General features: G+C 37.0%; 11 protein-coding genes. 2 read left to right on the top strand and 9 right to left on the bottom strand.

Annotation, left to right across the window (positions count from 1 at the left end; genetic code table 11):
* Nucleotides 1-31 precede the first annotated feature (31 nt).
* Both BTR42_RS05625 and BTR42_RS05620 read left to right on the top strand, forming a co-directional pair.
* A complete protein-coding gene (locus tag BTR42_RS05625; protein ID WP_077496760.1) occupies nucleotides 32-1,360 on the top strand; it encodes an alanine/glycine:cation symporter family protein in 1,329 nt (442 codons plus the stop codon).
* A 173-nt stretch (nucleotides 1,361-1,533) separates the two neighbouring features.
* On the top strand, nucleotides 1,534-2,751 hold the full coding sequence (locus BTR42_RS05620) for a cation diffusion facilitator family transporter (RefSeq protein WP_077496758.1): 1,218 nt from the start codon (nucleotides 1,534-1,536) through the stop codon (nucleotides 2,749-2,751).
* Nucleotides 2,752-2,846: 95 nt separating this feature from the next.
* On the opposite strand, the gene BTR42_RS05615 is transcribed toward BTR42_RS05620, so the two are convergent.
* From BTR42_RS05615 to glmS, 9 genes are all read right to left on the bottom strand, one after another.
* Entirely contained in the window at nucleotides 2,847-3,689 is an 843-nt protein-coding gene (locus BTR42_RS05615; RefSeq protein ID WP_009854103.1) for an amino acid ABC transporter substrate-binding protein, read from the bottom strand.
* 23 nt (nucleotides 3,690-3,712) lie between these two features.
* Nucleotides 3,713-4,342, bottom strand: coding sequence for an amino acid ABC transporter ATP-binding protein (locus BTR42_RS05610; protein WP_012961915.1), 630 nt, complete (start codon nucleotides 4,340-4,342; stop codon nucleotides 3,713-3,715).
* 11 nt (nucleotides 4,343-4,353) lie between these two features.
* Entirely contained in the window at nucleotides 4,354-4,995 is a 642-nt protein-coding gene (locus tag BTR42_RS05605) for an amino acid ABC transporter permease (RefSeq protein WP_009854101.1), read from the bottom strand.
* A 185-nt stretch (nucleotides 4,996-5,180) separates the two neighbouring features.
* Nucleotides 5,181-5,513 (bottom strand): zinc ribbon domain-containing protein YjdM, encoded by a 333-nt coding sequence (locus BTR42_RS05600; RefSeq protein WP_009854100.1) that lies wholly within the window; start codon nucleotides 5,511-5,513, stop codon nucleotides 5,181-5,183.
* A 188-nt stretch (nucleotides 5,514-5,701) separates the two neighbouring features.
* Nucleotides 5,702-6,847, bottom strand: a complete 1,146-nt coding sequence (locus tag BTR42_RS05595) for a mannitol-1-phosphate 5-dehydrogenase (protein WP_077496756.1) — start codon at nucleotides 6,845-6,847, stop codon at nucleotides 5,702-5,704.
* Between the two features lie 17 nt (nucleotides 6,848-6,864).
* Entirely contained in the window at nucleotides 6,865-7,302 is a 438-nt protein-coding gene (locus tag BTR42_RS05590; RefSeq protein ID WP_077496754.1) for a PTS mannitol transporter subunit IIA, read from the bottom strand.
* Between the two features lie 2 nt (nucleotides 7,303-7,304).
* Nucleotides 7,305-9,257 carry a BglG family transcription antiterminator gene (locus BTR42_RS05585; RefSeq protein WP_077496752.1) on the bottom strand — a complete coding sequence of 651 codons (1,953 nt, stop codon included), beginning with the start codon at nucleotides 9,255-9,257 and terminating at the stop codon, nucleotides 7,305-7,307.
* Between the two features lie 25 nt (nucleotides 9,258-9,282).
* A complete protein-coding gene (locus BTR42_RS05580) occupies nucleotides 9,283-11,052 on the bottom strand; it encodes a PTS mannitol transporter subunit IIBC (protein WP_064592916.1) in 1,770 nt (589 codons plus the stop codon).
* Between the two features lie 525 nt (nucleotides 11,053-11,577).
* A complete protein-coding gene (gene glmS / locus BTR42_RS05575) occupies nucleotides 11,578-13,392 on the bottom strand; it encodes a glutamine--fructose-6-phosphate transaminase (isomerizing) (protein ID WP_077496750.1) in 1,815 nt (604 codons plus the stop codon).
* Nucleotides 13,393-13,431: the final 39 nt, after the last annotated feature.

The raw sequence follows: 13,431 nt of genomic DNA, 5'->3' as shown, positions 1-13,431 counted from the left end.
TAAGTGCTATGATTATTAGGAGTTTTTACTTATGTATGATTTTCTATCGTCTTTGGACAGCCTTGTCTGGGGACCGCCACTTCTTGTTCTTCTTGTTGGAACGGGGATTTACCTTTCTACTCGTTTAGGTCTGTTGCAGATTTTCCGACTTCCAAAAGCCTTGAAACTCATCTTTTCAGCTGAGGCTAAAGGTCAAGGAGACATTTCAAGCTTTGCGGCTCTTGCAACAGCTCTCGCAGCAACCGTCGGAACTGGGAATATCGTCGGAGTCGCAACTGCCATTAAGTTAGGTGGACCTGGGGCGTTATTTTGGATGTGGATGGCTGCTTTCTTCGGTATGGCAACCAAATATGCCGAAGGTGTTCTTGCCATTAAATACCGTACCAGAGATGCCAACGGAGACATCGCAGGCGGACCAATGCACTACATCGTAAACGGAATGGGCAAACATTGGAAACCACTCGCTATTGCTTTTTCTATCTTTGGTGTTATGGTGGCACTTTTTGGTTCTGGGACATTTACACAAGTTAATTCTATTACAGATTCTCTTAACAATACCGTTGGTTGGTCGCCTAAAGTAATCAGTCTTGTTTTAGCTGTGCTAGTTAGTATTATCATCTTTGGTGGTATTCAATCTATCTCTAAGGTAGCTGAAAAAATTGTTCCTTTCATGGCAATTATTTACATCTTAGCAACCCTTACAATCCTAGCCTTCCATTTTGAGCATATTATTCCAGGTTTAGGATTAGTTATACGTTCAGCATTTACTGGAAAAGCTGCTACGGGTGGTTTTGCTGGTGCAACAGTTGTCACAGCTATTCAAGCAGGGATTGCACGTGGTATCTTCTCTAATGAATCTGGACTTGGTTCTGCACCTATCGCCGCTGCTGCTGCTAAAACGGAAGAACCTGTTGAACAAGGGCTTGTCTCTATGACAGGAACATTTATTGATACCATTATTATTTGTACTTTAACAGGTCTTTCTATTATCGTTACTGGTGGCTGGTCAAGTAATTTGAATGGGGCAACGCTCACGCAATCAGCATTTTCATCTGTCTTTGGAAACTTCGGTGTTTATGCCTTAACTATTAGCTTGATTTTATTTGCCTTCACAACGATTCTTGGTTGGTGCTACTATGGGGAACGTTGTTTTGAGTTCTTATTTGGTGTCAAAGCTATCCCGGTTTATCGTATTGTCTTTATTGCTATGGTTGCTTTGGGTGGCTACATCAGCCTAGAAACAATTTGGGTTATCGCTGATATTGTTAATGGGCTTATGGCAATTCCGAATTTGATTGCCTTACTAGCACTTTCACCAATTATTATTAAAGAAACAAAACATTATTTTGATAATCATTGATTAAAAATCTGGAATTCATTCCAGATTTTTAATTTGCTATCGTCGCTAAATAGTTGATTTTATCATATTTTCTTTGTGACAAGCTTAAACTAATGGTATAATAGAGAGTAATATTTATTTTAACGATTATTGATTTTATGATATAACTATCGTTTTCAAAGGAGTTATTGCTTATGCCAACACCAGCTGAGAATCTTCGGTTAGCTAAACGTGGTCCAATAGTAAGCATCATTGCCTATCTTACGATTTCTGCCGCCAAGCTAATTGCAGGTTACACGCTTAATTCATCATCGCTTATTGCCGATGGTTTTAACAACTTGTCTGATATTTTGGGAAATGTCGCTCTGCTAATCGGGCTTCATTTAGCCAGTAAGCCAGCGGATGCCGAACATCGTTTTGGGCATTGGAAAATTGAAGATTTAGCGAGTTTGATTACATCCTTTATCATGTTTATCGTTGGTTTCCAAGTGCTGTCTCAAACAATTCAGAAAATCATTTCTGGAAGCCGCACAGCCATTGACCCAGAGGGGGCTATCGTCGGTGTCATTTCAGCCATTATTATGTACGGTGTTTATGTTCACAATAAACGCCTATCGCAAAAAGTGAAATCGAGTGCTCTGGTTGCTGCTGCAAAGGATAATCTTTCTGATGCGGTCACTTCTATTGGTACGTCTGTTGCTATTGTTGCTGCTTCTTTCAATCTTGTTATCATTGATAGACTTGCTGCTATTGTCATTACCTATTTTATCTTGAAAACAGCTTATGACATCTTTATGGAAAGCGCCTTTAGCTTATCAGACGGATTTGATGAAAAAGAGCTTAAAAAATACAAGGAAGCCATTTTAAAAATTCCTAAAGTAACTGCTGTTAAATCTCAACGTGGGCGTTCATATGGAAGCAATATTTACCTTGATATTGTCGTCGAAATGAATCCAGATCTTTCTGTTTATGAAAGTCATGAAATTACCGAACAGATTGAAACATTGCTCAGTCAGAAATTTTCGGTGTATGATACCGACGTTCACGTTGAACCTGCTGCTATTCCCGAAGATGAAATTTGGGAAAATGTTTATAAAAAACTTTATAAAGACGAAAAAATCATTCTTTCTAAAATTCCAGACTACGAAGACCTGCTAGCTGATAATTTTACACTTATTGATGATGACGGAAAAACTTATTCAAAAGAGGAAATGATTTCCCGTAAAAAACATTGCATGAGCAATTTTGATGATTTTCAAATGACATCAATAAGCCAAAAAACAAAACTCATCACTTATACGCTTGGTCATAAATCACACACTAGCATTTGGCGTCGTAAAGAAGAATGGCACCTTATTTTTCACCAGATTACCCCAATTAGCGATAACTCTAATATTGAAGCAAAAGACTAAATATGCTCTTCTAGTCTTTTGACTAAACAAGAAATCTATCAAAATCATAATAAACAAAAACTCTGAGGCTAACCTCAGAGTTTTACTATTTTCGTTTAGTTTTTAACGTCGTCTGTTGCGACATCTTCACCAAACCATTTGTTTGAAATTTCTTGGAATGTACCATCTTGATACAATTTCTTAAAAGCTTGATTGATTTTCTTAACAAGTGTTTTATCGGCTTTACGAGCACCAACGGCAAAGTCTTCACCGTCAAATTCACTTGAAATGATATTGTAGTTATCAAGTTCACCTTCTTGTTCAAGGTAGTAATTAGCATAAACTTTATCAATCAACAAACCGTCAATACGGTCATTTTTCAAATCGATAAGTGCTTGTGTGAAGGTTTCGTATTGTGTCGCATCGCCACCAGAAACAATGTCCTTCAACACTTCTGGATTTGATGTGAACGCATCGTAACCAGATGACCCTGACTGTGCACCAAGCACTTTATCTTTCATGTCAGCAAAGCTTGTAATACCTGATGATTTTTTAGTTACCAAGACTTGCTCGTTAACCATGTATGGGTTTGTGAAAAGGACTTTTTCTGCACGCTCATCTGTGATTGAATAACCGTTCCAAATTAAATCAATGGTTCCGTTATTCAACTCGGTTTCTTTCATATCCCAGTTAATTGATTGCCATTTGACGGTAATACCATATTCTTTAAAGACGGCATTTGCCAAATCAATATCAAAACCGACATTGCTTCCGTCCTCATCCTCGTACCCCATGGGAACGAATGTATTATCAAAACCGATAGTAATTTCACCGTTTTTAACATAAGTGTCCCATTGGTCAGTGCTAGTAGCTTTTTTAGATGATGAAGAACTACAAGCTGCCAAAGTTAGTGTTGATACAAGCGCCAAAGCGCCCACAAGAACTTTTTTGAATTTCATAAACTCACCTAGTAAGACTTTCTTTATTTTGGATTAATTTTTAAAATATGATCTGAAATGCTTTCTGCAAACTGTAAATCGTGGGTAACAACGATTTGAGTCATGCCAGCTTCGCGATTTTGTAAAATCAACTTTTCAACTTCTTGACGCAATTCTGGGTCAAGTGCTGATGTTGGCTCATCATAACCAATAATTTGTGGGTCAATCATCATGGCACGCGCCAGAGCCACACGTTGTTTTTGACCACCTGACAACGAATACGGATAAGCGTCAGCGTGTTCACCAAGACCAAGGCGTTGAAGCAAGGTAACCGCTTTTTCTTTAGCTGCTTCTTTTGTCATGCCCATTGTTTTTACAGGTGATAAGGTCAAATTATCTAAAACAGATAAATGAGGGAAAAGCTGAAAATCTTGGAAAACAAAACCAAGTAAATTAAGCGTCTCTAAATGGTCGATAGGAACAACTTCGCCATTGTAAATGATTTCCCCAGAATCAATTTTTTCAAGTCCAGCAAGCATACGTAGCAGGGTTGTCTTTCCGCCACCTGAAGGACCAACGAGAGATAAAATTTTGCCATCTTCAATCGTCAAATTAAAATGATCAAAAATCTTCTTTTGACCAAATTGTTTGGAAATATTTTTTAATTCTAACATCTGGTCACCTCTTATTTATAGTAATTAAATTTTTTCTCAGTTTGTTTTGAAATCAGTGTCACCACACCAATCATCAATAGGTAAATTGCTCCAGCAACAAACATCGGTGCTAATGTGGCATCACGATTGGCTGCGGTTTTACTTGCAAGCAACAAATCGCCCACACCAAGAACGTAAACCAATGATGAATCTTTAACAAGATTAATAATTTCATTGAAAACACTTGGTAAAACAATCTTGAACACTTGCGGTAAGATAATATAATGAATCGTTTGGAGTTGATTTAGTTTTAAAACCTTAGCTGCTTCGTATTGCCCTTTAGGAATGGCTGCAATACCTCCGCGAAAAATTTCTGCAAAATAAGCTGCGTAATTCAACGTGAACGCTAAAATAGCTGCTGGCAAGCGATCCATTACAACACCAACACTCGGCAACACGTAGTAGAAGAAAATTAATTGTAATAACAATGGTGTTCCACGCATAATCCAAACATATAACGTCAACAACCATTGTAATGGTTTGAATTTAATCTGCATCAAAAAAGCCAAGACAGCACCAAACGGTATTGACAAAACAATAACAATACAGAAAACTTGCAAAGTTACCTTAGCGCCATCTAACAAGCTTGGCAGAACTTGTAAAATATATGACATGTGATCTCCTAAATAGAATTTGCTTCTATTATACCAAAATTTCAGACGGTTTGAATATATCTGAGAATATTTTTACATAAAAAGTATAAAAATAACAGACATTTGCTGACTAGTCTCTGCTTAAAATTTTTTCCAAAAATCGGCATCAAACTAAAAAACTAGACATCTCGTCTAGCTTTCAATCATTACAATTTTTTTACAAACTCTGATTTTAATTTCATTGCGCCAAAACCATCAATTTTACAATCAATGTTGTGGTCACCTTCAACAAGACGAATGTTTTTCACACGAGTACCTTGTTTAAGGTCTTTTGGTGCACCTTTTACTTTTAGATTTTTCACGATAGTAACGCTATCTCCGTCAGCAAGACGTGTACCGTTGCTATCAAGAACAACCAAGCCTTCTTCTTCAACTGAATCGCTTGGATTCCATTCATAAGCGCACTCTGGGCAAACTAGTAATAAACCATCTTCGTAAACATACTCAGAGTTACATTGTGGACAATTTGGTAAAGACATCATTTCTCCTTATCAAAAATAGCTATAACTTTTATTTCCGACTTCAAAAAGTTACATTACCCATTTTACCCTAGAAATCGCTATTTGACAAGAGATTATTCAACGGTAACCGACTTTGCGAGGTTAGAAATCAATATAAAAAGGAGGCAAAATGCCTCCAAACAAAAACCTATCCTCTAAAATCGTCGTTATAGATTTTCGATGCTATCAACAATCTCTGAAATCAAGTCTTGGTCTGTTAAACCTGTCACATCAGCAACTACTTCTGGTAATGGTTTTGTCGCCAAAAGTTCTTGCAATTGAACACTTTGTTCATCGTTTGAATCGTTGTAATTAAAAACAAAAGCAATTGTCTTAAGGAGATTTTGATAAGATAACTGACGTTCTTTTAATTCACGAATTGGACGAATAAAACGTTCATCATAACCAAGTTTACGAATCGGTGTTCTAGCTACTCTATTGACATCATCAACGATAAAAGGATTTTCAAACCGACTGATGATAATTTTATGATAATCAATCAATGCCTGCTCGTCAAAGTTCCACTTAGCAATGAGAAGACTGCGAATCTCACCAAGAACAGCTTCAACTTGAGCCTTGACACGATCATCTTTTAGAGCTTCTAAGATTGTCTTAGCGCCATAAAATGCACCTGTATAAGCTGACGTTGCGTGACCTGAATTAACTGAGAAAAGTTTTCGTTCAATAAATGGTTCCAAGTCTTTTTCGTAATGAACTCCAGTTAGTTTAAAGGTTGGATTTTTCATACGACTTGTTTCAACTACCCATTCATTGAAAGGTTCTACAACAACAAAAAGAGGATCTTCATGAGTTTGTGCTGGTACGATACGATCTACTGCTGCATTTGGAAAACCAACGTACTGTTCAGCAAATACCAAATCGTCTGCTGATAAATACTTCTTCACTTCTTGGTACAAATATTGCGAACCACCAATCATATTTTCACAAGCTAGAACGTCAATCGGTGTGTTGTTCCCAGCAGCTTTGCGAGCTTCAATTCCTTTTGCGATTAACTCAGCAATAAACGGCAGAATATTAGGACCGATTGCGGTCGTGATAATATCCGCACTGGCAATAGCCTTGATAACCTCATCAGGATTTTTAGAATTATTGACACCGCTTACATTTTTGACAACGATATGCGGTTGCCCTTCCTCGGCGACTTCGATTTCATAGGAATGTCGTTTGTTAAGCTCGTCAATCACGCGTTCATTAACATCAACAAAGGTAATGGCAACATTATTCTTTGAAAGAATATCACCAATAAAACCACGTCCTATATTTCCTGCACCAAAATGTACTGCATTTTTCATTTTTCGTCCCTCTCTGTCTATTCCACATTATTTAATAATCGAATAATCTCGTCTTTTGATTGCGCATCTGCCAATTTGACGACGTTATCAACATCAGCACAGAAAATTGAGATTTTTTGAATCATTTCCAAATGTTCGTTCCCAATTCCTGCAATTCCAAACAGAACCGTTGCAATCTGCGGATTATCTTCAGTCCCAAAATTCACACCATCTGGCACTTGAACAACGGTAATGCCTGATTCCAAGACTTTCTCTTTAGCTTCATCTGTTCCATGAGGAATAGCGATAAAATTCCCCATATAAACAGAAAGGTCATTGTCACGTTGAATCATTGCTTCAATGTAATCTTCTTGAACATAACCACCTTGAAACAAAAGTCTGCCACAATACCGAATGGCTTCTTCTTTGGTGTCAAATGATTCATTTAACTTGATTAAATCTTTTTGAAAATCCATGTCTAATTCTCCAGTTTCTTTATTTTTTCCGTAAAAATTTGATTGAGTAGTTGATAGATAATATCCTTATTACCCGTTTTGTAAATTTCTGTGTACAAATGATTTTCGATAATAGATTGACTAATAGCCGTCATTAAATCTCTAACTTCATCGCTCTCGTTGAGACGAGTTAGCATGACAAGCACCCGTGAAATTTCTTCTTCTTGGTGATTCATGGACATGGCTGGCACAGGATTTTCCAAATCAAAAATAACAAAACAACTTTTCGTAACCTTACTTGAATAAGTGTGAAGCAAGGCAAGATTGGTTTCTGGAATAGCCATTGGACTTGTCTTGAAACGTTGCAATAATTTTTGAGATAGGTAATTCTTATCCGTAATGCCCTCGATATTATCTATCAATGTCGGCACAGTTTCGACAAATGATTTTGGATTATCGATATGCTGATAGGCAAAACGACTGAGAAGCATTTGACTGGCAAGCAAATATTTTTGAAAATCATACTGCGGTGTCCGAATGATTTGTTCACGAACTCTCACTTCTCGATGTGCCTGCACATTTTGAAGGTATTCTTGTAACGTTAATAATTCTTTTGCATCTGGATAAATTGAAATCATCTTGATGTCATCATCGCGTAAAACCTTGGTTGATAAAACGCTGTCGTAGTATTCCTTGTCCTTAGCATCATACTGAGAACTTGCTTTGACTTGGATTGTTTCAACAAAAGGCGCAATGGTCTTTATCCTTGTCACTAATAATTCCGTAGCCAATGGGCGTTCGTCCGTTAACAATAACAGCGAAATAGGGTAAATATCTGGGCTACGACGTAAACTAGAAGCAAAATGCAAAGTGATTAACTCGTACTCTCGCTCACTCTGTAGGTAAGCTGGAAAAATTTCTTTAACTAATAAGCTCACTACTCGATGAAGGTATTCGTTGCTATGAAGCGTCTGGTGAGCAATTGAAGTACTATTTGATTCCTCAAAAATCAGCGGAACAGCTAAATTTAAACGAATATGGTTAAATAGAAATTTAAACAAAACCTGATCTTTAGCAAAATTGATTTTAGTATAACGAGCAACTTTATCGATGAGATTTGAAACGTTATAGAAGAATTCACTGTCAAAATTTTCATTAAATAGAGGTGTTTCTTGACGTTTGACAGCTAATTCATCCACCATCTCAGCATAATAAAGAATTTCTTTTAAGCTATAAAATTGCCCACTCATGCGTGAAAAATCAGCAAAAACTTTCTGCGAGAATTCAAGTGATACTTTCGTAACAGGTGTTGACCTCAACTCAACTTGCCCCCAATTTGTCAAAGCTAGTAAAATAATGAAAAATTGAGTCAACTTCGCATCAAATTCAGGAAGTTCTTTTTGATAACGTTGAAAAACTTCAGTCGCTTGTTTCAATTGTTCAGAAGAAACAATGGTAAAGTGATTGTAGTCATGTTTCCAAAAATTTGGCAGACTGATATTATTCGTTAACAATATTGCCAAAACTCTCCGCTTATTGTGAGTTGGACTACTCAAAAAATAGCCTTTTTTTCTCTCTAAGATTAAATCAAAATCTTTTAGGCGTTTTTCAATATCCGCAATATCTTGGATAATCGTGACATTGCTAACCGCAAATTGTTCTTGTAAATCATCGTTTGTGACTTCTTCATCACTAATCAAAAGCTGATAAGTAATCAAATTAAGACGTTCATTGCGTGTATAGGCAACTTGCGTTGTAAAGTCAGAAAGATTTTCCAAATTTCCCAATAATTGATACTTGTTCTCTTCTTTAACAATGTCAACATCTAGTATCGCTAGACTATCTGTTAAGTCAGCAATTGTACGATAAACCGTACGTTTTGACACCTTTAAAATATCTGAAATATTATCAATTGAAAGCTTTCCAAATTCTAAGAAAGCTTTCAACAACTGTTCTTCTCGTTTTGTTAATAGCATAATGTACTAAAGACTACTTTCATCATTATTTATACATTCGAGCAACCATTTTGTCGTATTCAGGAGTTGTTACCAAACTATCTACTATCAAAAGTTGTGCATTTGGCGCATATTTTTGTACTTCTGTTTGATTTGCAATCGTTGATACGATAAGAATATTCTTCGCATTGAATTTTCCGAGTTGGTCATTTGCTTCTTTTGCAACTGGAATACCGATTGATTTATTTTTAAAGATTGCTTTTAAGGTTGCTTCACCCATTGTTACTGAGCCTCTTGCTTTGCCGTAAGCAAAGATAACTTCGTCAATTTGATTAAGGTCAATTTCATTACTTTCAGTATTGGCAGCGTCAGCAGCTTCTTGATTAACAGGTTGAACACCAGCAGATTCGCCACTTAGCGCAGAAACAATTTCATCATATTTTGGAGTAGCTAAGAAATTATCAACACTCACATGAACTGCACTTGGTGTTTTTTGCGCTGCACGTTCAGCTAATTCTTCTTGAGTGACAATTAAAGTATTTGGAGTATCAGTTAGATTTGAAATTGCTTTGTTAGATACTGGAATATCAAGTCCAGCTTTTTTAACTTTGTCACGTAAGATTGAAGCTCCCATAGCCGAACTTCCCATACCAGCGTCACAAGCAAAGATAATTTGTTGAACTTCTTCTGAAGTGACAGCTTTAACATCACCTGATGTTGAAGTTTCTTGACCTTTTGATTCAGCTTTTGCAGCTTGTGTAGCAGCTTGAGCAGATTCAAGAGAATCACCTTCTGATTTATCTGTTCTAAGGATAATGGCAGCTACAAGGAATGACGCAATCGTTGCCATTAAGACACCTGCAAGAACTGGAAGGTAACCACCACGAGGTGTCATTGCCAAGATAGCGATGATAGACCCTGGAGAAGCCGCTGCCGATAAACCTGCTCCAAGAAGTTGGAAAGTAAATGTTCCTGTCACACCACCAGCAATTGCTGCAAAGAACAACATTGGTTTCATCATGACGTATGGGAAGTAAATTTCATGAATCCCACCCAAGAAATGAATGATAATTGCTCCAGGTGCTGAAGATTTTGCTGAACCTTTACCAAAGATAGAATAAGCAAGCAAGATACCAAGACCTGGACCTGGGTTTGTTTCTAGCAAGAACAAAATAGATTTTCCAGTTTCGGCTACTTGTTCAGTTCCCAAAGGTGTGAAAATACCGTGGTTAAGTGCATTGTTAAGGAAAAGCACTTTCGCAGGTTCGATAAGGATATTAGCGATTGGCAACAATTTAGCATCGATGATAGCCTGAACTCCAACACCAATAGCATCAGTCAAACTAGAAACCACTGGTCCGACAGCTAAGAATGCCAAGATGATAAGAATAAATCCGATAATTCCAGCTGAAAAATTATTAACCAGCATTTCAAAACCAGGACGAATTTTTTCTTGGAATCTTTCATCAAATTTCTTAATGCACCAAGCTCCTAATGGTCCCATTACCATGGCACCAATAAACATTGTTACTGATGAACCAGCAATGGCACCAAATGTCGCTATTGCACCAACGACAGCACCACGTTGTCCATAAACGTTATAACCAGCCGTGTATCCAATCAGCAAAGGTAACAAATACGTTAAGATTGGCGACACCATGACATTCAGCGTAGGATTTGGAATCCACCCCGTATCAATGAACAAAGTCGCCATAATCCCCCAAGCTATAAATGCTCCGATATTGGGCATAACCATGTTGGAAAGTGCAGTCCCTAACTTTTGAACTCTCACTTTCAATGAACTTTTATTTTCCATCAGAGATTCCTCCTTTATTCTTGAGTCCATTATAATCTTTGATGTAAGCGTTTTACACTCAAGCTTTGTCACAAAATTTGTGACAAATGGTTAGATACTTGATATCCTGTACAAAAATAAAAAGCACTCGTATAAACGAGTGACGATATTTTCCAAGTTTCACCTGTAAAATAGATGCACTAAAACCTACTCCTGAAATCATTTAGGAATGTTATTTAGAATTACGTGATGGTAAAACGACTTGCAAGTTTTTGTTGTAGTGAATGAATTGTCGAAATTCTTGTTAGAAAATTTCTTCACCACAAAATGGTAATAACTTTTAGAAATTATATCTAAATATATTGTAACCGTTTTCTCATAGAGTTACAAAACTCAACCATGACTCTCCACCCTTTTAAGCAAAATTTTTCTTAGTTGTATGGTAATTTAAAAACAACTTTAAACTTTTTTCAAACCAATCAGTATTTTTGCAAATAAAAAAACTACCAAACATATGTTCGGTAGTCATATTTTCTATAAATCTTATTATTCAACAGTAACCGCTTTTGCCAAGTTACGTGGTTTATCAACGTCAAGACCACGTTGCAGAGAAGCAAAGTAAGCAATGAGTTGTGTTGGAATTACCATTGAAATGCTTGTTAAATATGGATGAACTTGGTTAACAACAATATCATCTCCTGGTTTAGCCAATTCTTCTTCAACGACTGTCAATACATTTGCACCACGCGCAGAAACCTCTTGAATATTACCACGTGTGTGACTAGCAATCGCTTCGCTTGATGAAATCAAACCAAGAACTGGTGTACCATCTTCAATTAATGAAATTGTACCGTGTTTCAATTCTCCTGCAGCAAATCCTTCACATTGAATGTAAGAAATTTCTTTTAATTTCAAACTTGCTTCCATCGCAACATAGTAATCATTGCCACGACCAATATAGAAAGCATTGCGAGTTGTTTTAAGCAGTGATTCCACTTTTTCAGCAATCACATCTTTTTCTGACAACGTTGCTTCGATAGATTGTGCAACGATAGATAGTTCATGTACCAAGTCAAACTCAAGCGCTTCTTTTTTGCCGTTTGCTTCACCGACAGCCTTAGCCAAAAAGGCTAAAGCAGCAATTTGTGCTGTGTAAGCTTTAGTTGATGCAACGGCAATTTCAGGACCAGCGTGTAAAAGCATTGTATAAGTTGCTTCACGTGATAACGTTGAGCCAGGAACATTAGTAACTGTCAAACTTGGAATACCCATTTGATTGGCTTTTACCAAAACTTGACGACTGTCGGCCGTTTCACCTGATTGGCTAAGCAAGATAAACATTGGTTTCTTGCTCAAAAGTGGCATATTGTAGCCCCATTCTGAAGCAATTCCAAGTTCAACTGGCGTGTCTGTCAATTTTTCAAGCATTGCTTTTGATGCAAAACCAGCATTATAAGAAGTTCCTGCTGCCAAGATATAAATGCGGTCAGCCTCTTGTACTGTCTTAACAATATCAGGATCAACAACCATATTTCCTTCGCTGTCTGAGTATGTATTAATCAATTTACGCATAACAGTTGGTTGTTCGTCGATTTCTTTCAACATATAGTAAGGGTAAGTTCCTTTACCAATATCTGACAAATCAAGCTCAGCTGTGTATGATTCGCGTTCAATTTCATGGCCTTCGTAATCAGTAACTGTCGCAGAATCTTTAGTCAAGACAACCAATTCTTTATCATGAATTTCCATAAATTCACTTGTTTCACGAATCATTGCCATCGCATCTGAACATACCATGTTGTAACCATCACCTAAACCAATCAAAAGTGGTGATTTATTTTTAGCAACATAAATCGTATCTGCATCTTCTGAATCAACAAGGGCAAAAGCGTATGAACCTTCGATGATAGTCAAAGCTTTCTTGAAAGCTTCAAGAACTGATAAACCTTCTGAAACGAATTGTCCAACTAAATGAACAGCAATTTCTGTATCTGTTTCACCTTTCAAATGATGTTCTGAAAGATATGTTTCTTTAATTTGCAAATAGTTTTCAATGACACCATTGTGAACCAAGACAAAACGTCCTGTTTCTGATGTATGTGGGTGAGCATTTGTCTCTGTTGCTTGACCATGAGTTGCCCAACGTGTGTGACCAATTCCTGTGTATCCTGCCACATCAATACCGATTTTAGCACGAAGATCTGAAATACGTCCAACAGATTTAATCAAACGTCCTTGATCTGTACCATTAGTCACGTAAATTCCAGCAGAATCATAACCACGATATTCGAGCTTTTCAAGACCTTGCATCAAAATGTCTGTTGCATTTTTATTTCCTACAACACCAACAATACCACACATAATTTTCACCTTTAGCAAGACTTTACTTGCTAATTCTTT

It is taken from the genome of Streptococcus gallolyticus subsp. gallolyticus DSM 16831 (assembly GCF_002000985.1).
Classification (GTDB): domain Bacteria; phylum Bacillota; class Bacilli; order Lactobacillales; family Streptococcaceae; genus Streptococcus; species Streptococcus gallolyticus.
The sequence above is the reverse complement of the archived record's forward strand: the minus strand, read 5'-3'. Positions and strand labels throughout refer to the sequence as shown.

Coding starts and splice junctions, on each gene's coding strand:
- BTR42_RS05590 (WP_077496754.1), bottom strand. CDS start 7,302: ATGGATTTTCAAAAAGATTTAATCAAGTTAAATGAATCATTTGACACC.
- BTR42_RS05620 (WP_077496758.1), top strand. CDS start 1,534: ATGCCAACACCAGCTGAGAATCTTCGGTTAGCTAAACGTGGTCCAATA.
- BTR42_RS05585 (WP_077496752.1), bottom strand. CDS start 9,257: ATGCTATTAACAAAACGAGAAGAACAGTTGTTGAAAGCTTTCTTAGAA.
- BTR42_RS05610 (WP_012961915.1), bottom strand. CDS start 4,342: ATGTTAGAATTAAAAAATATTTCCAAACAATTTGGTCAAAAGAAGATT.
- BTR42_RS05580 (WP_064592916.1), bottom strand. CDS start 11,052: ATGGAAAATAAAAGTTCATTGAAAGTGAGAGTTCAAAAGTTAGGGACT.
- BTR42_RS05625 (WP_077496760.1), top strand. CDS start 32: ATGTATGATTTTCTATCGTCTTTGGACAGCCTTGTCTGGGGACCGCCA.
- BTR42_RS05615 (WP_009854103.1), bottom strand. CDS start 3,689: ATGAAATTCAAAAAAGTTCTTGTGGGCGCTTTGGCGCTTGTATCAACA.
- BTR42_RS05605 (WP_009854101.1), bottom strand. CDS start 4,995: ATGTCATATATTTTACAAGTTCTGCCAAGCTTGTTAGATGGCGCTAAG.
- BTR42_RS05595 (WP_077496756.1), bottom strand. CDS start 6,847: ATGAAAAATGCAGTACATTTTGGTGCAGGAAATATAGGACGTGGTTTT.
- BTR42_RS05600 (WP_009854100.1), bottom strand. CDS start 5,513: ATGTCTTTACCAAATTGTCCACAATGTAACTCTGAGTATGTTTACGAA.
- glmS (WP_077496750.1), bottom strand. CDS start 13,392: ATGTGTGGTATTGTTGGTGTTGTAGGAAATAAAAATGCAACAGACATT.